The 23723-nt window shown below is 56.7% G+C and carries 15 protein-coding genes; 1 reads left to right on the forward strand and 14 read right to left on the reverse strand.

The window, feature by feature from the left end; genetic code table 11:
• Positions 1 to 19: 19 nt before the first annotated feature.
• The 14 genes from tssA to tssB all read right to left on the reverse strand — a co-directional run bounded on the left by tssA (position 20) and on the right by tssB (position 21383).
• Positions 20 to 1606, reverse strand: a complete 1587-nt coding sequence (gene tssA, locus ACGLHT_RS25545; RefSeq protein ID WP_274121004.1) for a type VI secretion system protein TssA — start codon at positions 1604 to 1606, stop codon at positions 20 to 22.
• The gene (locus tag ACGLHT_RS25550) at positions 1603 to 4941 is read right to left on the reverse strand and encodes an ImcF-related family protein (protein WP_274121002.1); all 3339 of its coding nucleotides are present in this window, start codon (positions 4939 to 4941) and stop codon (positions 1603 to 1605) included. Before ACGLHT_RS25550 ends, tssA begins: the two co-directional genes overlap by 4 nt.
• 9 nt (positions 4942 to 4950) lie before the next feature.
• The gene (locus ACGLHT_RS25555; protein WP_394520605.1) at positions 4951 to 6105 is read right to left on the reverse strand and encodes a hypothetical protein; all 1155 of its coding nucleotides are present in this window, start codon (positions 6103 to 6105) and stop codon (positions 4951 to 4953) included.
• Between the two features lie 80 nt (positions 6106 to 6185).
• Complete coding sequence (locus ACGLHT_RS25560) at positions 6186 to 6449, reverse strand: PAAR domain-containing protein (RefSeq protein ID WP_274120999.1); 264 nt, start codon at positions 6447 to 6449, stop codon at positions 6186 to 6188.
• 188 nt (positions 6450 to 6637) lie between these two features.
• Entirely contained in the window at positions 6638 to 7156 is a 519-nt protein-coding gene (locus ACGLHT_RS25565) for a hypothetical protein (RefSeq protein ID WP_274120998.1), read from the reverse strand.
• On the reverse strand, positions 7137 to 9794 hold the full coding sequence (locus ACGLHT_RS25570) for an N-acetylmuramidase family protein (RefSeq protein WP_274120997.1): 2658 nt from the start codon (positions 9792 to 9794) through the stop codon (positions 7137 to 7139). Before ACGLHT_RS25570 ends, ACGLHT_RS25565 begins: the two co-directional genes overlap by 20 nt.
• Positions 9795 to 9824: 30 nt before the next feature.
• On the reverse strand, positions 9825 to 12188 hold the full coding sequence (locus ACGLHT_RS25575; protein ID WP_274120996.1) for a type VI secretion system Vgr family protein: 2364 nt from the start codon (positions 12186 to 12188) through the stop codon (positions 9825 to 9827).
• Positions 12189 to 12190: 2 nt separating this feature from the next.
• Positions 12191 to 14845, reverse strand: coding sequence for a type VI secretion system ATPase TssH (gene tssH / locus ACGLHT_RS25580; protein ID WP_274120995.1), 2655 nt, complete (start codon positions 14843 to 14845; stop codon positions 12191 to 12193).
• A 149-nt stretch (positions 14846 to 14994) separates the two neighbouring features.
• The gene (locus tag ACGLHT_RS25585; RefSeq protein WP_274079770.1) at positions 14995 to 15498 is read right to left on the reverse strand and encodes an Hcp family type VI secretion system effector; all 504 of its coding nucleotides are present in this window, start codon (positions 15496 to 15498) and stop codon (positions 14995 to 14997) included.
• A 16-nt stretch (positions 15499 to 15514) separates the two neighbouring features.
• Complete coding sequence (locus ACGLHT_RS25590) at positions 15515 to 17245, reverse strand: OmpA family protein (RefSeq protein WP_274079771.1); 1731 nt, start codon at positions 17243 to 17245, stop codon at positions 15515 to 15517.
• A gap of 5 nt (positions 17246 to 17250) precedes the next feature.
• Entirely contained in the window at positions 17251 to 17931 is a 681-nt protein-coding gene (tssL, locus tag ACGLHT_RS25595) for a type VI secretion system protein TssL, short form (RefSeq protein ID WP_274120994.1), read from the reverse strand.
• Positions 17928 to 19283: a type VI secretion system baseplate subunit TssK gene (gene tssK, locus ACGLHT_RS25600; protein ID WP_274120992.1), complete on the reverse strand. Its 1356-nt coding sequence runs from the start codon at positions 19281 to 19283 to the stop codon at positions 17928 to 17930. The genes tssL and tssK overlap by 4 nt, the downstream gene beginning before the upstream one ends.
• 23 nt (positions 19284 to 19306) lie before the next feature.
• Complete coding sequence (gene tssC, locus ACGLHT_RS25605) at positions 19307 to 20845, reverse strand: type VI secretion system contractile sheath large subunit (protein WP_274120991.1); 1539 nt, start codon at positions 20843 to 20845, stop codon at positions 19307 to 19309.
• Positions 20846 to 20879: 34 nt separating this feature from the next.
• Positions 20880 to 21383, reverse strand: coding sequence for a type VI secretion system contractile sheath small subunit (gene tssB / locus ACGLHT_RS25610; protein WP_137164315.1), 504 nt, complete (start codon positions 21381 to 21383; stop codon positions 20880 to 20882).
• Positions 21384 to 22178: 795 nt separating this feature from the next.
• Between tssB and ACGLHT_RS25615 the strand changes: the two genes are divergently transcribed.
• Positions 22179 to 23504: an MFS transporter gene (locus ACGLHT_RS25615; RefSeq protein ID WP_137164316.1), complete on the forward strand. Its 1326-nt coding sequence runs from the start codon at positions 22179 to 22181 to the stop codon at positions 23502 to 23504.
• The last annotated feature ends 219 nt before the right edge of the window (positions 23505 to 23723 follow it).

Below are 23723 nucleotides of genomic sequence, written 5' to 3' on the forward strand. Positions count from 1 at the left end.
GATTCCTGATCAAAGTGGGTCAGCTGCACAGCACCGCAGCACGTACTGGGTCGATGGATACGAGCGCAGCGAGCTGGTGTTCCATTTGTCGCGTTAAGGCGGGCCTGTCGGCGTCGTTGCGCTGGGCTTTCAAACGCAGCAATTTGAGTAAACGCGCCTTGACTTCGAAGAGCAGGTCCGGCTCCCAGTCGGCAAAGGTGTGGCGTTGCGCAGCAGTATCCAGCTCCGTGAACAGATGGATGGCCAGCTCAGCCTTGCCGCACTGCTCCGCCACTCGCGCCATCAGCAAACGCAGGAGCCAGCGCTGCCGCCCGGTCTGTACATCCGGCCGGCTCGCCAACCAGGCCAGCGCCTGCTCCACGCCGTCGGCATCCGCTTGCGCCAGTGCTTCGGGCTCCAAGGCGAGTATTTCGCATGCCCCCGTCGAGGTGGCAGGCGCAGCTGCGGGCAGCCACTGTTCCGGGCGGTTACCACTGACTTGCTGGTTGATCCACTCACGCGTGGCTTCATCGGCGAATGCCGAGCCGTCATTCCAATGGAGCATTTCCAGCCCTGGCAGACGCAGCAGAAGCATGCCCAGATCATGTTTGAGGACATTCGCCCAGCTGTTCTGGGGCTCTGCTGATTTGCTCAGGGCCTGGTGGAGATACCATTGCAGATCCAACCAGAAGTGGTTCACGCCTTCGGCGTACATCCCCTCCACCTGGTCAATCAGCTCGGTCCAGTTTTGCTGCAGGTGCAGGCGTTTGAGCTGCGCGCGATACTCGCCGCGAGGCGGTGCCAGCCGGGTAATCCCTTGTGCATCGTGCGGCGGCACCTGATGCACGGTGTCCCAACGCAAGCTCTTCATCAGCCGATGCGCTGCCAGCCACCCCTCTGGTTGTTTACGCAGGTAGCTTGCCAGCCCCCGGCCACTGTCCAGCAAATCTCGTCCGGACTTGATGGGCGATGGGCTCGGGCCTGTGGCGTTACCGCCCACGGGTGCATCAGTACTGACCTGCGGGACGATTGCATCAACGCCACCCGACACAGCGAGGCGAGCAATGAGAGCACTGTACAAGGCCTCCAGTCGCGGGCGCTGGTCTTCCGGCCAATTGCTGAAACCGTGCTCCAACCATACCAGGGCAGCTACCGTCCGCTCGGCTTCTGCCTTGACCACCTGAGGGTACAGCGACAAGCTTGCCAACACTCTGCTGCCAGCAAGCCACTCCAAGGCCATCTTGCGGCTATTGGCACGCACCGGCAGGATATCGCAGGCGTAACGCTCCATCAGCGCAGCCAGCAAGTTCAACCCCTCTGCCAAGCCTGCCTCACCATCCCTGTGCAAACGTGCCCATAGGTAGTAGGTAGCAACACGAAGGTCTTTGCAGGACTGCTCTAGCAGCTTCTGCGCCAGTTGCGCCACCAGGTCCACATCCGCCCCGGAGAGCTTGTTGACCTCTTCGCGCATGCGCTGGAAATCGTCGTCATACCCCGGATCTTCTCCGACGGGCAGGTCATCGCGGATGGGCCTCAACCATGAGTCCCAGCTGCCACTGTGCTTACGCGCCAAGGCCACTGGTTCGACACCGGGCAAACAGCTTTCGATCAGGCTTTTCAGACTCATTCAAAGCTCCCGTTCTGGGTGTAGCGCTGCGAGTCACGGTCACCCACCAGAAAAATCTCCCGAGGCAAGTTGAAATCTCGCAACTTGAGCAGCGCAAGCGGGCCTTCTCCCAACTCCGTGCGCAAGTGCCATGTCAGGCTTAGACCATCCGGCGCGCTCAACACGACCCGAAAACGGCTGTCGCCGTCGTCCAAAGCGCTGACAGTTGCCTGCTCGAGCAGTCGAATCAGCCCCCAGGTGCCCTGGTAGTCTGCGAACAGGCGTTCCCCGGTGTAGACACTGCTCCAGGTCAGGCTGATACCCGGGTAGTCGCCCTGCCCAGGCCACCGAAAGCGTTGCCAGCTCTCCCGCTGGTTGAAGTAGTGATGCTTTTCGCCGTTGAGCACAAAGGTGGTCTGCACCACATCCCGCACAGGCTTGCCTTGCAGCTCGAAGCTCAAACCCATGCCGCCATCGGTGTACAACACATCGGCCAGGTGGCTGAGCTGATTGATCGCCTTCAAGAAATCCGGGTTGAAACGTAGGCCCTGGCTCTGACGCGAGTCGGCCACCCAGCGGCTGCCCTCCTTGCGCAGAAGCCCTGTGAGTTGCTGTGCCAGAAACTGCTCGATCCGCCCGGAGTCGGCCCGAATCATCTGCCCCAACATGGGCAACGAGGCGTCACTGCTGGTGGCGGCGAAGGGATAGCGGCCGCTGAATGCCCCCTGCCACTCATCGACGATCGAACGCTGCCACGCCCTGTTGAGGCCCGCCGACGACGGCTGCAGAATCTGTTGCCATGCCTGATCCAGCGGCTGCACGAACAGTGTGTTGGCCGCTGTGCCCCAGTCGGCACCCAGGCTGGCGGCGATCAGGTTGCCATAGGCCTGGGTATCGGTCAGGTCCGCTCCTTTACCTTGGAATACGGTCTGGGCCAAGGTCTGGATCATTGCCTCAGGATCGGGCGCACTGGCCACCTGCTGAAGCTTCAAGCGCACGGCAGTGACCCGTGTGAGGAAGGTCTGCAGGCTCAGGCGGTCATCACCCGTTCGGCCTTCAGTCTCCTTTCCCAGCAACGCCATCAACGGGCCAAAGGTACTGTCGAGCGGACCGCTGGGTGTTTGGGGAAGTTGATCGACTATCGGCGCTGCTTTCTGCCCTACCAACTTCTGTGCTGATTCGATCAGGGAATCGGCCAGGGCCTGGCCGCGGACGCCGGCCTGGCCTTGGTAACTCAACGTGTTCATCAAGGCGATCAGAGGTGACTGACGCACATCGCTCATTAGCGTCAACTGTGCAATCACATCGCTCAGGCCATGGCCCTGACGCCAACGCAGGCTATTGAGGAAGCCCAGCCAGGCACTGCTGTAATCCTGGAAGTAACGTGTGGTCAACCGGTCCCTGAGTTCGTCGGGGCTCAACTCCTTGGCAATGTCGTTGGGGTTGTCGCTGAGTACCCAGTCGATCTCTTCGCGCCGCGCCTGCGCCGCGTCTTCGATGGCTGCCTGGACCTGCCCTTCCCACGCTTGGCGGGTGAATACACCGGGGACCTGTTCAGCACTGGAGAACAGGGCGCTCGCATCCGTGTCACCGACCATCTCTTGCAGACCCAACGCGGGGTAGTGATTTGCCGCGTTGTCGAGCACCTGCTGGTACAGGCTGCTTTCCGCGTTTCGCTGACCCAGTTCACGCAGCAGCACCTGGCGTGTTTGGGCGATCAATCTGAGGTCGGGCTTGATCGCCCAGTCAGGGTGATAGGGCAGATGCTGGCCGAAGAACGTCCACAGTGCCGGCTCAGTTTTGCCCAGAGTCTCGGTCAAGAAGGCGGGATCCGCCTTTTCCGGGCGCGCCAGCATCAGATACGCTTTGAGATAACCGTAAGTTTCCCGCGCTTGCTCGGCGCGCTGAGTGCTTGCTGGAGGCAACTTGACCAATGCATTAAGCCGTTTTTCCAGCTCAAACACTGCCGGGTCACGAAGCAACCGATTATTGGCCTGTTCGTAGAGTGGCCACACCGCCTTGCCAAGGTCGTTCGAGCGGTTCAGACCAAAACGCTGATACCACGGCGCCCCATGTTCACCGCGGTAATCCAAGCGGGAGAGTTCGCGCACAAGCTCACCCAATGCCTGCTTGGTGTCGGCGCCTGCCACAGGCTGCTGCAGCGCTCTGTACGCCGCCGCTATTTGACTGACCTCGGCACGGTTGCTAGCGTACGACATCAGCAAGCCGATACCCCAGAGTGCAGCGAGGCCAAGCGCTGAAACGTATGCGACTCTGCCGGGGTGCCAACCCAACCTTCGTGCTCGGACAGGCGGATCGTTGAGTATTCCTGACCAGGCAGGGTCTTCGGGCCAATCGTGGTCACCTGCCGCCGCAGACTCTGCCCTCTGAACTGGCAAACTGAACCACAAACCACGGACCTGGATGCCACGTGTCGCCCTTCCCGAAAGGGACTCAATCAGGCGATACCATCGAGCGGCCCCTTCTACTTGCAAATCACGCGCAAGACGCAACAAGGAGTCATGGGAGAATTGATGTTGTACTTGTACCAGTCCCTGTTCACGTAGTTTCCGCCGCAGCGTACACAGACCTTCGTTCAGTTGAGCTGCGGTGAACCGGGATGACAGCAAGCAACCTGCCGACTTTACATCACGTGCAGGCTGAACCCCGCCACTCTCGCGGACCTGCCACACATGCAGCGGAAGCTCCCATCCCAGGTCAGAACTCATTTTCCGTAATCGGTGAACACCCACTCCCATCGAGGCGGTATCAACGCTCTCGCGTTCACTCAGCACCCATACGACACCATCAAGCCCACGCCAACGAATCAGCCGCTGCCATTCAGCGGGCAGCACCGTATCCCGTACGACTTTTACGCTACCGCCGTACAGCAACACCGCCTCAGACCGCTCCAACCAGTGCTGATCGTTCAACTTTGGTGCGATAGCCTTGATCTGGGCGGATTCTCCAACCATCAACAACAGCCTTACCTTACGCCGCCACAACCAACCGTACTGCTGGCGAAGGAGCGCGCGAACGGAGCTCGCGCCTTTCCCGGTAACGTCACTGCGGGAACTGGCCTCGAATGCGTTAGACGGTTGAGTCGAACTATCCGTATTCAAACGGCGATACGCCAAATTGCCGAAGCGACGGGCAAACAGCACGTAGCCGCCCCCTACCAGAACCGTTAGGGCAGCAAAAACACTCAACGCCATCAGTAGATCAGTCTGCAATTCACTACCGAGACGTACACTGAGCATCTGGGGATGACGCCAAACCAGTACACCGATCAACAAAGCTGCAAGCAACAAAAACGCAGCCAAAACACCCAGCACCAACGTCCGTCTAAACTGCATTCGAAAACCCTACTTCGAAGTGACTGACACAGGCGTCAACACCGTGCCCCAAAGCGCTGCTTTGGCGGAGCTTTCACCGCTAAAAATGAACTGCGGGCCGGCGCCGTGTTGGATCGTCTGCGCCGCGGCGGCAATAGCTACCCACGCCGCCGCCCTGCAAGGGTGTCCCAGCAAACCGTCTAGATTGTGAAGCTGCCTACTACCATCCAATTGCAGCATGGGGTCATTCAAAACACTGGTGACCGCCATCTTATGCTTTTGCCCAATGCCTACCTGCCAGACATGCTCCACAGCATTCGCTTCTAGAGGAACCCAATTCAGTGCCTGACGGACAGCATGGAGCACCGCGTCCGCAGTATCGCCACGCACTTGCTCAGGTCTATGCAGGTTAGCGATCAACGGCAACGAGGTTTGAGTTACCGGATTGCCCAGCAACAGTCCTACAGCCGCTTCCGCTGTACCCTCAGGCCGCTCCGGTGCAAACTGAACTGCGACAACCAAGAGCAGAGCCTGATCGTCACTGCGCTGATCGAGCCACTGATCCACTGCATCAAGCCCACTCCAGGCGATGGGTACCAAGGGTTGCCGGATCCCGGACTCAAGCCATGCCCTCTGCCAAACCCGATGCAGTTGGTTACTTTGCAGCTGACTATCGAACTCCAACAACAATGCGAGTGGCACATCATCGGAGACTTGCGAGAGCGGACATGCCAAGTCCATCAGCACTCGTTTCATGACACACAGAAGTGCACGCTCGGGGTCTTCATTCACATCGCCAGACAATCGACTATGGCGCACCGTTGATTTTCCCAATCTAGACGGTTGCGCCTTCAGTACTTTAGTACCGTTCAAAATGGCATCTAACTGAGCCTCCGCGCCCGCTTGATCTGTGCGCAGCCCTGTATAGAGACCGATTGCCAACAGTTGCTGATAACGTTGGCCTCGGCGAATTCTGTGAGCGAGGTCATTCGCGCGCGCGTCATCCCAACCGTCAGCGGTGTGTTGTTGGCCAACGTAGTGCAGCCCCCGTACAACGCACACTATGCACAAGCCGAGAAGCGGCACCACCAACGTTGCGCCCAAAATTTCCGTCGGTTGGTGGCGTAACGGCTCACTGGAAAACACGAGTAGCGCAAACAGGCCCAGGAGTGGGGAGAGCAACATCAGACAGAGCCAAAGCCATATCCTAGGAGGCTTCGGTCGCTCCGCCAGAGAAGGGACTTGATCAAGGTCTACGGCCATGATTAGTTCACGCCCGCACTGGGCATCGACGAAATTAACGCACATCCGCACGCACAGCGGTGCCCATCGAACGCGACGGGCACACCATTGTCCTTGAAGGCCGCGTGTCCTTCGGCGATGACGGTGCGCCCATGTCCCAAGACGGGGCAATCTACGGGATCACCCTCACGAGCCACTCCAATACCGTCGAAGTACATGGCGGTGGAGCCTGAAAGAACGGTACCGCCCCCTGTCGTTCTATCGCCAATACGGATAACGCACTTCATCTCACGTACCTCATCAGCCTGCCCCTTACATCAATTTCGCGAACCACAGAATTCGCCCCCTCGCCAATAACGCAATACCTCACACGACAGCGCCGGTTAAAGCACTATTCACCAACATCACTTACGGCTTTCAATACCGCCGACGTCTCTGCCAAGCCAGAAGTCTCAACAATTAGCGCCGCACCTACCTATTTACAACCCAATGCATCATCCATATCGCACTTCATACGGAGAATCGCCTCCCCAAGATTATCTGCAACTATTTGCAAACAAGGCATTTCATCAACTGCCTTCCCAGACGAGTCAGAAATCAGCACCCCTGCATTTTTCTGCCCCCCTTCACCATCACCTCCATCATAATTACTGTAAAGACTGTAAATATGTGAACCAACAGAAAACTTGACGAGCTTATAATCAACCTGATATCTAAAAAAATGATTCGACTTGAAGCCATCAAAAGAAAAACCAGAATCGGGAAACATAAATCCCTCACCTCCTTCCCGAACAAAACGGAATTGAACCCCGCTCAACTCCCCGTCAATATAGTTTGAGCATAGCGCCACCTCCCCCCCTCGGACACTACACTGAAACAGTGTGTGCTCACCGCCGCAAATTCGCCCTGGCGCTGATTCAATCGGACCAGCCCAGAACACCACAAAGGAACAGACCGCACCCACAATACTAAATTCAGATACCCTTAAGCTCATTATAGTTCAACCTCATCTTTTCATCACAACCATCTTGAGCAGGGCCATTATACCTAAGAGCAAACCTTAGCCAGTCTTTCTTCACGATTGCCGAAGACAAAACTGAGTCAGCCCTTATAAAACTCACAAACGCCTTTAGATGATTTTTCTCAGAGCGGTTAATATCCCGTACAAAATCTTCAACAGAGGAGTACCCAGCATTGGAAAAATATCTCCCCATAATTTGAAACCTTCCCCATGACGCCGACTTCAGAGCGTCACTAGCACTTAAACGATAGGCCTTAACCATTTTTCTGTATTGTGCCGAGTGGACTCCATACCCTCCCCTTACGGGGGATGATATATCAGGATTTGAACCATCGAATCGCCCACCTGTCAACTGATGGAAGTAGTGTCGCTCAAACAATATAGCCGCAACCTTATCATCACCCGCCCGCGCAAAATAACTACCAATGGACCCAGTTTCTGTTATTGCGACAGCTTTTATTGCCTCAACCTCACACCCAAGCACATCCGCCGCGGCAACATAGTCACTTTCCTCAATTACTGTTCCATCATACAAATCCAAGAACCCAAGCTCTATTTTTACCCCATCTATAAATATTTCCGGATGCTTCTTTAAATAGTTGAACTTCCCTACAAGTCCTATCGGATGCAGATGATGGACCTTGCCATCCTTAGGCAACCCCACCTTGCCAGCCACTTCAGCCCACCAACTCAACTGCTTGATCCGCTCTTTCTCCGCCAACCAATTAAGATGCGGCGTCGAACCACCATGACCAAAAATTCCGTCTAGACCGTCCCACTTTTGTGGTTTGTAAAGCCATTCACTCTCATAGCAAACAATCAACTGAGACATTGCTTGCGCAAGAGCGGGAACTCGGATTACAGCTCGCAGTTCCTCTGCGGTGATTTTATTATCACCATCGCGATCGACAATATCGAGCAGGCGTGCCTTAACCGGCCCCTTGTCACCGACATCCGCCATTGGACTGTAGTGCTCCAATTGCTCGTCCGTGAGACGCTTAAGAGACCGCAGGAATGAAGCCATGAACTCTGGCGGTGACGTGTAATCCGTAATGACTTCGTAACCGTCCCAGGCCCAAGGGCTAACCCACGGCGTAACACCGACTTCTTCCTTTATCCAGCCATTCAACAGATTATTGGCTGCATCATTGAGCAGCACGTCAAGGCGGTACCAGTTACATGCTTTGTCCCCATCACTCGCAGGCACTACAATTTTGTGCGTAGGCGGTAAGCCATCGAGAACGACTTTTGGAACCAATAAATTTGCATCACTTAACGCATGCGCGCTGCTCGCTGTAGGCGGGTGCTTATCACTAAAGCGATCCTGATGTGACACAACCACAGTGCCTTTGACCAACTTCAGCCATGTTCTTTCTTTGCTCGGGAGCTCCCGCTCCCAGGCTCGACATTCCGCAATGAAAGCTTCCACATCTTCGCCACTGAAAATCTCCAGATGGAGCTTCTCCTCTGGGTGTTCCGCAGTGTAGTCTTGGTACTTTCCAATATGCCCAATCAAATCACCGGCCCGGATAGACTCCGGCTTTTCGAGAACAACCACTTCATCAAACACCTGAGGTTCGCGCAGAGCTTGCAACGATTTAAAATGAACAAATTGCGCAACAAACTCCAGCTTACGGAATTCACCCTCACCGCTGACTTTTACCTGCGTCCCCTTCGGTAGCTTTGGCCCCAGCGTCTTGCTTGTCGCAACTGCTTCGGCATAAATACTTAGACTGACCTTAGCTCGGTAATGGTCTTCTGCCAGCTCCAGTTGATCCATTCGGACGTAGCCAAGCAGTGTCCTAGTATCGCTGAGTAGATGGAAAGGGCCCGGAATGTTCTCCAACCTGCGATAGTCACCCTCGCCACTCACCACAACTGCCGTTCCTCGTGGCAAAAGGCCCATGACTTCGCCTTTCTTCACTTGGTGACGCACATTCAGACCAATTGCCTCTGGCGATACGGTGTTTTTATCTTTTGCAGTCATTGGAACAACATAGGTAGCCTTCTGTTGCCAGAAAGGCGGACGCTCCACGGTGGGCTTTTCCTCATAAGCCGAGCCATCCTGCAAGTGCATGTAGAGGCTATAGAATACTAACGAAGGCGGCTTTTTCTCACTACCCTCAATCCTCGGTGGTTCCAAACGATGGCGGACCAACACGAAATTTCGGGAGAAAGGTTTCATTACCGGAACTTTATTGACGCGATAGACGGTTTTCGCTGAGTGTTTATCAGTTCGATAAGCCACCACTTCACCGTCGGCCAGACAATGCACGCTTGTCTGTTCGAGAACTCCAGCGGTGCCGCTGTCGAAGTGAACTCCACCATGCCAAAGGCCACCTGCGCCCAACGGGAAAAATCCCGCGGTGGCATTGGCCAAACTCGTGAGTTGCAGCAATGGATTGCTCTTCTCCTTTACCCTGAATGGGTGACTCCAGTTCTTAACAGGCTGAAGCCCTTGAATATCCACTACAGGCAGATTTTCATCAGATGCGGCACTGATAGGCTTCCCATCAGGTGTTGGATAGAATGCCTCCCGGGGCTTCGCCGCTTCCGGCTCTTCCGATTCTTTGAACATATCAATTAATCTTTTGAAAGCACTAACTGCCATGGCCTATTTACTCCTGGTTGTGCAGAGGGTTTAACCCGAGAAAACCGTAAGTGACAACCTTTCGGGATCATGGTCAGCCAGTGGCGGAAGGGAAGAAGCTTCCACAGCGTGTTTGGTGGGCTCTTCTACATGTTCGAAGCATGCAGACTTGACGAGGTAGTCTCCCTCAGTGCCAGATTCAATACTGCAGGCATCTATGGCGATGTAGCTGCCACCCGCATTGAGCGTAATCTTCTTCTTCGCCGTGATCCGGATTTCATCTTCGGTACTAGAAATTTCTAGACCATGCCGTGCGATTAGCGACAAGGTATCGTTTTGCGCCTGGATACTGACTGGCCCTTGGTTGACAATGAGCTCGATGCCCAATTTGCGCACGAATAGACTCAGTCCCTGCCCTATCCCAACAAACAAGCGCTTGACCACACTCACATCCGCCTCACCACCAGCGTTGAGCATTAGGTTCTTCTCGGCAGCCAGCTGGAGATGACTACCACTGGTCAGTGAGATCCCCTGAGGTGCGCTGAGCAGCAGTACCGAGGATTTGAGTTGCTCCAAGTCTTGCTTAAGCAGGTCCAGTTGGGCTTGGACATCCGCAGGATCCGCCTTGCACGCTTGGGCATCATCCGACAACCCTTCCAATTGCTCGTTGGCTTGGTCAAGTCGCTCCAGGGCCGCAGCCATTTCGAGCATGCTTCCCTTGGCCCCGGGCTGCGCATCGGCGCTGATGAAGATGCCGCTGCCACCGCGTATGGAGACATGTCCATCACTGCGCAGCTCTGCCCCCTCTCCTCGGCGATTGCGCTCCGCGTCGACTACATGCCCCAGATTGAGCTGGCTCTTGCCGCTGTGCTCGGTACTGAGCTTGATGTGCTCCTGACCACGCGTATCGTCCATGCGCAACTTGTTGTTAGCCGGGGTCCGCAGCACATTGCGTTTGTAGTTGCGCAGGGTCACGTGGTCGCGATGTTCACTGTCGTGTAAGGCATGGGCGATGTAAGGACGGTCCGGGTCGCCTTGTTCGAATGCTACCGCCACTTCAGTACCGCAGATCAGCGGCAGATGCAGACCATGGGTGTCACCCGCATAGGGGCGTGCCAGTCGTAGCCAGACGCTCTCCTCGCCTGCTCGCCAGGTGTCCCGGTCGAACAGGAAATTGACCCGGTAGCGCCCCTCCATGTCTATATGGCCGTAAGGATCGTTCTTTTGCGTACTGGTGACCCGCGCCGGCACCGTACCGGCGATCTGTGGCTTGCCCAGCAATCTTGGCCGAAAACCTACTGACTCCGAGTAGGGAATCGCCTCGAACCTGGCTTCCAGGCTACGGTCGCGTGCTGCCTCGACGGTCAAATGGGTGATGACCACCCCGGGCTCGAAGACCTGCGGCGCCCCGTCAGTGACCGTCAGCACTTGGCCTGGGGCCAGCGTCACGCTGCTGCTGGCACCGTTGCAACGGGTCTGGTCATTGAGAAAGCGTTCATGATTCAAGCGTGCGAAGAAGTAGCCACTTTCGCTGAGCAGGTCCTCGTCCTGGTCAATTGCGTCACCCAGCGCGGTATAGGGTTCGCCGTAGTGATAGCCTTCGCCGTAAGTGGTGGTTGCCCCCCGGCTGTGATCCACCTCGCCATCCAGAAAGGCAGCCGCATCCCGGTGGTGGTAGGCACGCACGTTGATATGTTGCTCCACCACTTGATGCTGAACCTGCAATGCCCATACGCCTTCCTGCCCGTTACTGGTCAATCCCGACAGGGGACGATGCGGCAGCTTTACGCCGAACTGGTAATGACGTTGATGGTCATGAAACTCGACCACATCAAGGGAAAGGCGATCATCGTGGGTGAAGCGATACCAGATCCCGACCTCCGCCAGCAGACGGCTGATGAAGGCGAGATCGCTCTCACCGTACTGCATGACCTGCTCGCGCTTGGGGTATTCGCGCAACAGTTCAAACAAGAAGTGCTGCCCTTCGAACTGGTGGCGACTACGCAAGATGCTTTCGACGATTTCCGGTACCGACTGATGTTGGTAGATCCGGTACTGCTTGCCACGCCCGAGCAATGCCAGCCGCGCTTCGAGCGTTACCTCGTAGCGGGCTTCATCCCTGGAGCCGGACACGCGCTTGAGCCCCGTAATGACGCCATGCAGTGTGCGTGCTCCCCCCTCCGAGATCGGAAGCTGCGCAGTCAGTCGTGAAGCGCCCAGATGGAAGCTGGCATCCTTCCCGAGGATCTGCGCAGCGTCGATATCCTGCTCCGTGGAGGTAAACGCAACGGTGTACTTGAACGGCTGGCTCAGCCACTCCTCGCCTTTGAACGAAAGCACGTCGAGTTCAACGGCAAGCCCCTCGACTTCAAGCTGGTAATGATTGTGGATGGAGCCAACTATCGGAGATGCCATGCTCAGGCCCTCTCGACAGCCAGCAGCGCTGGATCGTGTTCATCCGAAAAGCTCAAGCTGATCCCAGCATCTTCGCAATACCCAAGCGTCACGGATTGAGTCGGCTGGCAAAGGGCCTGACGCTTCAGCAACTGCTGGCTGAGCACCGGCAGAATCTGCTGGTTCAGCAAGCTATCGATGTTGCGGGCACCGGTATCCGGCAAAAGGCAGGCGGCGACCAGCGCGTCATAAAGCGAGTCCTCAATTTCACATTGCAGGCCGTAATGCCGTAACAGGCGTCTGGCCACTTGATCGAGCTTGATCGCAACAATGCGCTTAAGCGCATCAGCTCCCAGTGGCCGGAAGATCAATGTCTGGAAACGCGCCAGCAACGCAGGCTGGAAATGCTCGCGTAATACCGGGCGCAATAGTTCATGCAGTGTCGCTTCCGAAGCGTCTGGCTGCTGCTCGATACAACCTTGCAGCAGGTCACTGCCCAGGTTGGAAGTCATCAGGATGACGGTGTTGCGAAAATCGATCTCCCTGCCTTCGCCATCGCGCATGAAGCCGCGGTCGAACACCTGATAAAACAGGTTGACCACATCACAGTGGGCCTTCTCGACTTCATCCAGCAACACGACGCTATAGGGGCGTTGACGCACGGCCTCGGTGAGTACACCCCCCTGGCCGTAACCCACATAGCCAGGCGGCGAGCCCTTGAGTTGGCTGACGGTATGCGCCTCCTGGTACTCAGACATGTTGAGCGTGATCAACGACTTTTCGCCACCAAACAGGCTGTGGGCCAATGCATGCGCCGTCTCCGTCTTGCCGATGCCACTGGTGCCCACCAACAGGAAGACGCCCATCGGTGCCTTGTCGTCAGTGAGGCCCGTTCGAGCGGCACGTAGCCGTTGGGCAAGTGCAAGCAGGGCTGGCTCTTGCCCGACAACACGCGCGGCCAACTGGTCCTCCAGGTTCAACAAGCTTGCATGTTCGTCCTTCAGCAAATTGCCGAGAGGCACGCCCGTCCAGTCTGCGATCACTTCGGCCACACTGCGGGTACATACGTCGAGCGACAGCAGTGGTCGACTCCCCTGCACGTAGCTGAGGTCTTGTTGAAGCTGAGTGCAGGCGGCTGTATCGACCTGCTCGGCCTGACGAGCATTGAGCAACTGGTGGGTGAGGTCGAGCTCTTGCTGGTACTGCAGCTCCAACGCGGACTGCTGACTTTCAAGTTGAACCAGTTGGGCCTTGATTTTCGCAAGGCGAGGCTCGCACGCGTCGCCGGTAAGCTGGGCATCCTCTTCGAGCGCCGTTCGCTCTGCGGTCAGCGCCGCCTTCTGAGACTTCAGAAGGACCAGAGCATGAGGCTCGCAATCCAAACTCATGCGAACACGCGCACAGGCAGTGTCGATCAGATCTACAGCTTTATCGGGCAAACGGCGCCCGGTCAGAAACCGCCTGGACAAGCTGACGGCTGCCTGCACTGCGGCGTCCTGAACGTGAACACCGTGGTAGCTGGCATAGCGGGCCTTGAGCCCTCGGAGCATCAAGCATGCAGTCGCATCATCCGGCTCATCGACCTTGATCATCTGGAAGCGCCGTTCGAGCGCCGCATCGCGCTCGAAGTACTGCTTGTATTCACTCCAGGTAGTGGCAGCGATGGTGCGCAGTTCCCCACGCGCCAAGGCGGGCTTCAACAGATTCGCGGCATCTGCCCCCCCTGCCTGGTTGCCAGCGCCGATCAAGGTATGTGCTTCGTCAATGAACAACAGCACCGGTGTCTCTGACCGCTGGACGGCATCGATGACGTTTTTCAGCCGTTGCTCGAACTCGCCTTTGACCCCTGCACCCGCCTGCAGCAACCCCAAATCCAGCGTACGGATGCTCACCGGTTTCAAACTGTCAGGGACGTCTCCGTTGGCGATGCGCAGAGCAAGCCCTTCGACCAAGGCTGTTTTTCCAACGCCTGGGTCGCCCACCAGAATAGGGTTGTTCTTGCGCCGACGGCTCAGTACATCGACCACCTGGCGGATTTCATCGTCACGGCCGAACACCGGGTCAATCTGCCCCGCTGCTGCCTTGGCGGTAACGTCATGGCTAAACTGGTCCAAGACAGCGACCAACGCTTCGTCATCCCTCAAGGCGACTGCTGCCTTGGCCTCTCCTGACACTTGTGGCTTGAACAGTGATGAATGCTCCGGTTGACGTTCTTCCGAATCGAATTCAAGCAGCGCTTCCATTTGCCTTAATTGCGTTGGGCCGATGCTCGATAGAGGCCAAGCGGCTGAACACCTGAGCAAGTTTGGCGTTTCAAATAACGCCCCCAGCAAGTGAAGGGATCGCAATTGCTCACAGTCGCGATCCAGCGACGCTAGCAACCAGGCATTGGTAATCAGCTGTTGCACCTCACCGCTCAACTGAGGTTTGCTGACTACGCTGCGCGGCAACAAATCGAAGTGCTCAAGCAACCCTTGCCATATGGCGTCCATATCCCAATCGTATCGGCGGGCGATAACCGCCAGATCACCTTGTCCCTGCTCAAAAAGCTTCAACAACCAATGTTCAATAGTGACATGACTATGCCCACGTGCCTGGCAAAGAGATGCCGCCGCCGTGAGTGCCTGAGCGCAATATGAGTTGAGGCGGCGAAGCAAGCGAGTAGGATCGTGTGCCATACAGGGCATCCTTGTCGTCAATGGTCAACGTGTCGCCACGCATTCGACCGTACCTGAATATATGAGGTGTATTTGGCTGAACGCCCGCGCACGGACGCTCAACCCAAGACACTGGAGGCCGTCAACCCACCAAGGCTGACAACCAAATTTCATCCAGCGGCGGCAGCACTAGGTCGTTCATTCCAGGAATCCGAATGAATGATGTTTCCGTCCTTGAATGCCCAAGTAATCTTTTCGTATCGCAGCTCGACCAATTCCAGATGGTTGTGTTTTTCTTTCGCTGGGTCTTTGACGTCGTGCATTTTTGGTGCGACTTTCACGACCTTGACGTTTTCCAACTTTGTGTTGAAATACTCAACTTCCTGCCCGGCATCGTTGATTTTGTACCATTTGAACTCGGCCACTTTAAGCGTCTGCCCGGTGGTCACGGCCTTGTAGAGATAGGGGGACGAAGCGTCTATCTCCTTAGTGAAAACAAAAGGCGTATGAATGCGCGTGCCGGTTAACTTTCCAGTATTGTTATCGGTAGGGATATACAGATCGTGGTCCTGACCGACAACTTCAATACTGCCCTCACGATCCTTCACGTCCACCGAACCTTTGATATCAGCACCACCATCGTCTTTCAGCCACAGATAAACAGGAATAGCCATGTAGAAGTTCCTCATTTCAAGTATTGGGCGTCGCGGAGTGCGACAGGGGTTGCAGACCCGAGGCCGTAGCCGAGGGCTGACAAGCCCCCACCTCCGGTACCAGGCGAATTTCAACTCGGCGATTGGCCGACCGTCCTTGTTCCGTATCATTGCTCGCGATGGGCTGGCTTGCCCCCAAGCCCTGCACTGCGAAGCAGTTGTCGGGGATGTCACCCATGTGGCGAATCCAGTCGTGCACCGCGGAAGCGCGCGCTCGCGACAAGCGCAGGTTCTGTTCGTCGCTACCTGTCGCATCCGTATGGCCCGTAATCACGATCAACCAGCCCGGCTGGGCCTTGATGCCCGCCAACGCATTTACCAGGAACTTGGTCGACGCTGGTTTCAACTGCGCGCTGCCGCTGCTGAAGAGCGACAGGCTGTCCAGGCGAATCGTGCGAGGCTTGTCCGGTACACCCCGGGGCATCGTCGGGATGCGGTGGCCGTTGATCGCAGCCAACAGTGGCAGTCGTAGTCTTTCGCCCTGATACAGCCCGATACCCAGCGACCACGGCTCACCTTGGCGATAGTAGTAATCCAAACGCTGCGCATCCTGGCGAAGCACAACCAATGCCTCCTCGCGCTGCGATATGTTGTGTGCCTCAGTACTGAGCGAAGCAGTGCTATAGCGTCGCAAGTCGTCGGTAACCTGACGTATCAGCAGTGTGTTCTGCCTGGCAGAGCTGATCAGGGCGATGGAGGCCGTCAATGCAAACAACCAGATCCCAATCAGCACTGCCCTGCTTCGCGGACTGTTCAGAGCCCTACCGGGCAGCAAGTTGAGCAAAGGGTCCGGAAACGGTAACGGCGCGTTTGCACGATCAGCCCCACTACAAATGAAGGAGAGCCCGGTATGCTCCTGCAACCAACGGCGCCACAGGTTGCCTTCTCGAGATCGCCCTGCCTCAGGTATGAGCGCAACCGCAACGGCGACAGCCGTTACCATCCTCTGACGGGGAACGCGTACGCTCATTTCCGGCGAGCACACTTCATTCAGCCAACCCACAGCAGCATTCAACTGCACCGTCGCTCGCATCCGCGCGGCTTCTTCCCCCTGATCTGTGTTCCTTCGCTGCCATTCGGAGAGAACCAGGCACTCCCCCGAATCTCGCACTCGCACACCCGACTCATCAGGCTCCCAACTAAACCAGGGGGAAGCTCCGGTTGCGCTCTGGAAATAGCCCACAATCAGCAGCGACAGCGGTGTGCCTCGCCTTCCCAACATCGCAATCTGGTTGCATACGCTGTGTAGCTGGTTCGCAAGCACTGCGCGATCAGTATGGGCTCTCGGGTTTACAACCCACATCACACTAAGCTGCCCGTCCCACTCTGGACGCTCCAACAACAGATCAGCGACCGTTGCGGGCAACTTCAGAAGGTCGGGTACTGGTACATAGCACCCCTGCGCTGTTACCCGAAGCATCAATGGCTCAGTAGGCGAGGTGTCAAACAGCTCAGCCAGGCAATCGCCGACCACCAGAACAACGGGATGACGGTAGGACGCGACAGGGAGGGTGACGCCACTAACCCGCTGCATCTCTGTACTTTTATCGCCAGCATGCTGGCTGCGGCGCCAATGCATCACCATCACGGCAATAACTACCAGAACAGCCACTGCCTGCCCCTCGATAGCCAACGGCAACGTGGCAATCAGCAGCAAGGACAAAGCACCGGCCCATAGCCAAAGCCCTTGCTTCTGTATCTGCGGCACGACGCTCACTCCTGCACCGGCAAGAGTGAGGCCACTGCCTGACCTAACGCGTGATCTAGCCACCACCAGGCCCCCCCCAACAGGACTGCCGCCATCACGACGTGGAGCAAAGGCGACTGCAACCAACCCCACATCGGTATCCGTGGACCATTGCCTACCTGGATGACCAGCGACTGGCTTGTATCGAGAGGCGCCACCTGTGCGGATATTGCAGCCAACAACTGCTGCCGCTCCGGGTGATTGACCTCTCGGTAGCGCCCCAGGAAGCCAAGCATCAGCACCCGCTGAAAGACAGTGAGCACGTAAGGGTGCACGGAGGCTTCACGCAGCACAGTGCGCATATCTTCGTAGAGCGACTCACCTGCTTGATGGCTACTGAAAAACTTTGCCTGCAGTGTTTCCATCGCCCAGTCCTCATGAGCCCGACCTTCGGCGCAAGCGAGAACCGTTTCATCCAGCAACGCACATTGCGCATGACTGATCAGGTCGATGCTACGACCATCCAGACCATCCTCATGAAGCGTGGCGCGTACATGCTCGACATCAGCAACGCAACGTGACCAGAGTTCCGGACTACTGTGCGCCTCGGTACCGTGTCGCAGTTCGACGACCAGCAGATAGGTGTCCTGCAGCAACGCATCGATATCCACCTTGGCTGGGGCGCTCTTCTGTGCCGTACGACTCATGAGCGAAGCACCGCGAATAGTTCAAGCTTGACCTCCTGAAACACACTCGGGACATAAAGCGCACAGACCCCGCCAGCCAACATGCCACGGCCCTTTTCATGACTGAGGTCGAGGGCAAAGTACTGATTCTCCAGGCGTAGCGGTATCGCTGCCGGGACGTGACCCAGAGGCTTCAGAGGAACGCCATCGAGTGCCGCATTTACAAGATGGTCCACATCGTCGGGGGAACCAATCTTGCACAGTCGCGGGAACTGGCTTTGCACCTGGACTGCTGGAAGCCGGCAGCGAACAGAAAGGTAGAAATCAGCTCCTTCAGGTTCGAGCAGGCGTGGATCACTTAGGGAAACCTGCCAACGGTTGGCACTACGCGCCTCCAGCACCAGCGCCAGAACGCGCGACGGCAGGCTTGCCTCCAGCAACGTGGAAAGGGTGCGCATCAACGGAGGGAAAACGGCCTCCAGGTCTTCATGCTGGTAGGCAGGGATACCCTCGATGCCATGGTCCAACGAGAAGGTGAGCAGGCCACCTGCGAGCTTCACCAACTGCTGATATACCTGCTCCGGATGCCGCGCAGGATGAGCTTTAAGATCAGCCAACACAGGCTGGTAGGTATTCAATGCATGGAGCAGCCAAAACAACGTGACATCTGCCACAGCAAAGTCTGCCATGCGCTGGTTGCTCTCTCGGCGCATCCCCATCAACCGCTCACGTTTGGCTGACAGCTGAGTCAGCAAGTTGTCGAGTTGAAGCAATAAACCTGCATGCGCATCAAAGCTCAGCAGCGGCGGGATGTAGCTATCATCAATCTCCCACCCATCTGCGCCGGCGCGTACCAAGCGAGCCACCGGGCACGTGAGGTAATCTGAGTTATCGTCTTCATCCAGACGCAGGCTCAACGCATGTTCGAGTACGCTGATTGACTGCATTTCGTCTGAGTAGAGATCTTGGGTATCCCGCCAGACTTGGCGGTACCTGACGGGGCGCTCAGCTCTGCCGTCTTCGAACAGGCAGTTGTTACCATTGGCCTGTTCCAGCGGCAAAGCGAGCACGACCGTGGCAGTCTGGATATCACCGGGCAATACCCGAGACAGCTCAAGAGCACCAGGAAGTCGATCCAACCGATCTGTGTCAATCAAAGTACTATCGGGCAGGCACAACTGAAGCCGGGTGGCCACAAGTTTGCCCAACTGCAGTGCATCCGCATCAAACGCTACATGCTGGATACCCCAGGGATGGACCAAGACCCGAGAGGCGATACTTTGATTAGTCCAGGACTCGAAGCGGGCCTGCTGCTGAAACTGCTGAGCAGATAACACCACGCCGTGCGCCCACAAAGGCCGGTCGATTTTCACGTCATGTACTCCTGTGACCGCACTTAAGATTTCGCTTTTGGCATCTGCGAAACCAATGACAAGTTGATGTCCATACCCTCAACCTGGAAATGAGGCACAGCAAACAATTTGACCCTGAAGAAGCCTGGATTGTCGTCAATGTCTTCGACAACCACTTTTGCTTCCCTCAATGGATGAGAGGCCTGCAGGTCATCTCCTGGATCGGTCATTTCGGTGACCAGGCCGCTTATCCACCTATTGAGCTCCAACTCCAACAGGCGACGGTCTTTGGTTGTACCGATATTCTCCCGCTGGATCAGCTTCAAATAGTGCGCAATGCGAGAAAGCAGGAACACATAGGGCAACCGCGCGTTGATGCGACTATTCGCCGTTGCCTCTGCTGTATCATAAATAGCAGGCTTGTGGGCCGAGTTGGCCGAGAAGAAGCAAGCGTAGTCACGATTCTTATAGTAGGAGAGCGGAATCAAGCCCAAATTGGCGAACTCAAATTCGCGAGTTTCTGGAATCATCACTTCCGAAGGAATTTTGACTTGACTACCTGTCCCCATGTCGTACAAATGGATCGGCAGGTTAGTAACAGCTCCTCCCGACTGCGGGCCTCGAATTTGCACACACCAGCCATTGGCGATAAAGCTTTTAACCATGTTCGCCGCGAACGCGAATGTCGAGCTTACCCACAAATACTTGCTATGGTCCGGCCCCTTGACTCGCTCTACATAATTAAACAACCGAACCGGGTTGGTGTCGGGCCCGTAAGGTAAACGACCCAGGGTACAGGGCGTCGTTGCGCCCACGTAACGAGCGTCATCGCTCTGAGCAAAAGCGTGCCATTTGATGTACTCCGCACGATCCATGTAGTTGCCGATATCCTTGATAGCAGCCACTTCCTCCATGGTGTTCTTCCCGAAGAATGCAGGACCCACTGAGCACAAGAAGGGCATATGGGCTGCGGCAGCCACCTTCGAAATATTCCGCAACAGCGCTATATCTTGCGGCCCTCGCCCAAACTCGTAATTCGAAACCACCGCCGCGATGGGCTCACCGCCAGGCGTGTCGTACTCCTGGGTATAGGTATGCAGATACATACCGCTTTGAGAGATCTCCGGTGCGTCTTCAAAGTCCTGCGCCAGATGCTCCTTACTGATATCCAGCAGTTCGATTCGGACGTTCTGACGAAAATCCGTCTGGTCAATCAACGATTTGGCGCCGCGCCAGATCGACTCGACCCGCTGAAAATCCGGATGATGCATTACCGCGTCCAACTGACTGCTGATCTGGGCGTCAATCGAGGCAATGTGTTCATCCAGCAACGCCCTGTCCAGCCGCTCCACCTTCGGGGAGACTTGCTTGAGCCTGTCCAGGAAAACGCTCACCGACGCAGTAACACGCTCATTAGCCGTTGCTTCTGACAAAGCATCCACACTTTGGAATGCCTCAATGCCTCCCATGCGGTCAAGCGGCTCGAGGTCAATTCTTTCAAATAGCGCGTGGTAGACACTTTGATTTTCTTCCACCGGCACGGTGGCGCCACGCGATTGCGCAGAAGATAGCTCTTCGGGCATTGGTTAGTTTCCTGTAAGTCGAGAAGATGGTTTTCTAGCGCTCGTGTTGAGGTGCAAGGGCCGCCAGTTCCTTACGCAACTCGTCACTCAGAGCCTCGTCTTTGAGTATCCGCTCCAATTCAGCGCGGAACGTTGCGTTATCCAAAAGATTGGCCTTCAACTCACGCAGTAGATTTCGCATCGCCAGCAAAGCGCGCAGTTGCGGTATCTGCCGTGCAACTTGTTCTGGCTCGAAGTCCTTCATGCGCTGAATACTCAGCTCGACAGGCGTCTCACCACCCTCGCCCGACAGCGTATCTTCAACAATAAGCTTGATACTCGGAGAGAGATCAGCCAACACACTGTCAAAATTATTCTTGTTGATATTTACCTTCGGCCGCTCTGATAGTGGACGCTGCTCCTTGCCATTGCTGTAGTCGCCCATCAACATGAGTTTGAGCGGAAGCTCCACCTTGCGTTGAGCACCGCCTGTATGCAAGTCGAGCTTGATATTGACCCTCGCCTTAGGCACTTCATTCTGAAAACTGTTTGACGCCATGATCCCTCCTGAAACAAGAGTACCGAGCAATACTCGCCCCGTAACGTAGACCCACATTGCCGGAGGTTGGAACCGGCTGCACACATGCATTAAGCTGAGCGCCCTTTCCGTGCGTGCCCATCAACAATGACGCACATCGTTATCTTTCGCCACCCCTCATCGAGAACTAGGAAACGTCCTACATGTTCTTTCAACTCGATACATTATTCAGGTGCTCTTTGCTCCTTGGGACATCGATCCCGCCGACAAAAAATGCATGAATACACTCGGTGTTTATTTCAATGTAACTTTCGCGTAGGACATGACTTACAAAATGCACTGAAAGCCAAACAAATGCTGCAAAGGCAGGACGTGCACAGTTCGCAAAAACAAGAACTACATGAACGTGTACATCGGCGAGATGGTAGAAGCGAAAAGCAACCTGCACAAAACCCTTCCAATGTGGATTCAGCAATGCTGCCGCGCGGAGGTCGAACGCTGGGCAACTGTATGATTCTGGTTGCTCCAGAGACAGTTCATGCCCAGCGCGCAACACCACGCTTCCCTCCAGCACCTCACCGGCCTGCGGTAGCGAGCAACGAAGGGCAACGCCGTCTACCCTGAATATGCGTTGCCCCTTGCCTCGCCCGCAGGCCCAACGCAACCGTTCGGTAACCGAACACTAGCCCTTCCCTTGAATTGACGCTGCTGCCTTCACTGCTCACCATGCACCGGCCTTGCGTGTCCCCCTGCCTGGGAATCGGTCACGTACTCGTAGCACCGCAGCTGAATACAATTTCAAGAATCGAGCAGTTTATGAACCACTCCAAGATCACCCCCGCCGCCCCCCGGATGCCCCAGGGTTCGATCGGCGACAAGCTTCGCGGCGCCTTCGGCGTCGGCAAGACCCGTTGGGGCATGCTCGCCCTGGTGTTCTTCGCCACCACCCTGAACTACATCGACCGTGCTGCGCTCGGCATCATGCAGCCCGTCCTGGCCAAGGAAATGAGCTGGACGGCGATGGACTACGCCAACATCAACTTCTGGTTCCAGGTCGGTTATGCGGTCGGCTTCCTGCTGCAGGGCCGGCTGATCGACAAGGTCGGGGTAAAACGCGCGTTCTTCTTCGCCGTGCTGCTGTGGAGCCTGGCTACCGGCGCTCACGGCCTGGCCACCTCTGCCGCTGGTTTCATGGTCTGCCGCTTCATCCTCGGCCTGACCGAGGCCGCCAACTACCCGGCCTGCGTGAAGACCGTACGCCTGTGGTTCCCGGCTGGCGAGCGGGCCATCGCCACCGGCCTGTTCAACGCCGGCACCAACGTCGGCGCCATGGTCACGCCGGCCCTGCTGCCGCTGATTCTGGCCGTGTGGGGCTGGCAGGCCGCATTCATCGCCATGGGCAGCCTGGGCCTGGTGTGGGTGGTGCTGTGGGTGCTGAAGTACTACAACCCTGAAGATCACCCGCGCGTGCGCCAGAGCGAGGTGGAGTACATCCAGCAGGATGACGAGCCCGAGCCAACCCGCGTGCCGTTCAGCCGCATCCTGCGCCTGCGTGGCACCTGGGCCTTCGCGGTGGCCTACGCGATTACCGCACCGGTGTTCTGGTTCTACCTGTACTGGCTGCCACCGTTCCTCAACCAGCAATACAGCCTGGGCATCAACGTGACCCAGATGGGTATCCCGCTGATCATCATCTGGCTGACGGCAGACTTCGGCAGCATCGGCGGCGGCATCCTGTCTTCCTGGCTGATCGGCCGTGGCGTGCGCGCTACCACGGCGCGGCTGGTGTCGATGCTGATCTTCGCCTGCACGATGGTCAGCGTCATCTTTGCCGCCAACGCCAGTGGCCTGTGGGTCGCGGTGGCGGCCATCTCGCTGGCGGTGGGCGCACACCAGGCATGGACGGCGAATATCTGGAGCCTGGTGATGGACTACACGCCCAAGCACCTGGTGAGTACCGTGTTCGGTTTCGGCAGCATGTGCGCTGCGATTGGCGGGATGTTCATGACGCAGATCGTCGGTAGCGTGCTGACCGCTACCAATAACAACTATGCCGTGTTGTTCACCATGATCCCGGCGATGTACTTCCTGGCGCTTGTGTGGATGTACTTCATGGCGCCACGCAAGATCGAGAGCGCCTGAACGCGCTAGCCACTTACCTCTACGGGGCCCTTGCGGGCCCTTTTTTTGGCCAGTCAGCAATCAGTAATTCTTGCCTGCCCGGCCTCATCGCCGGCAAGCCAGCTCCCACAGGTACAGCGTTGCTCTCGAGTTTGTCGCTGTACCTGTGGGAGCGGCCTTGTGTCGCGAAAGGGCTGCAAAGCAGCCCCAGCAATTTCAACTGTTGCGCATCAATCCTGG

The organism is Pseudomonas sp. PsB (genome assembly GCF_043658375.1).
In the GTDB taxonomy this organism is placed as follows: Bacteria; Pseudomonadota; Gammaproteobacteria; order Pseudomonadales; family Pseudomonadaceae; genus Aquipseudomonas; species Aquipseudomonas putida_Z.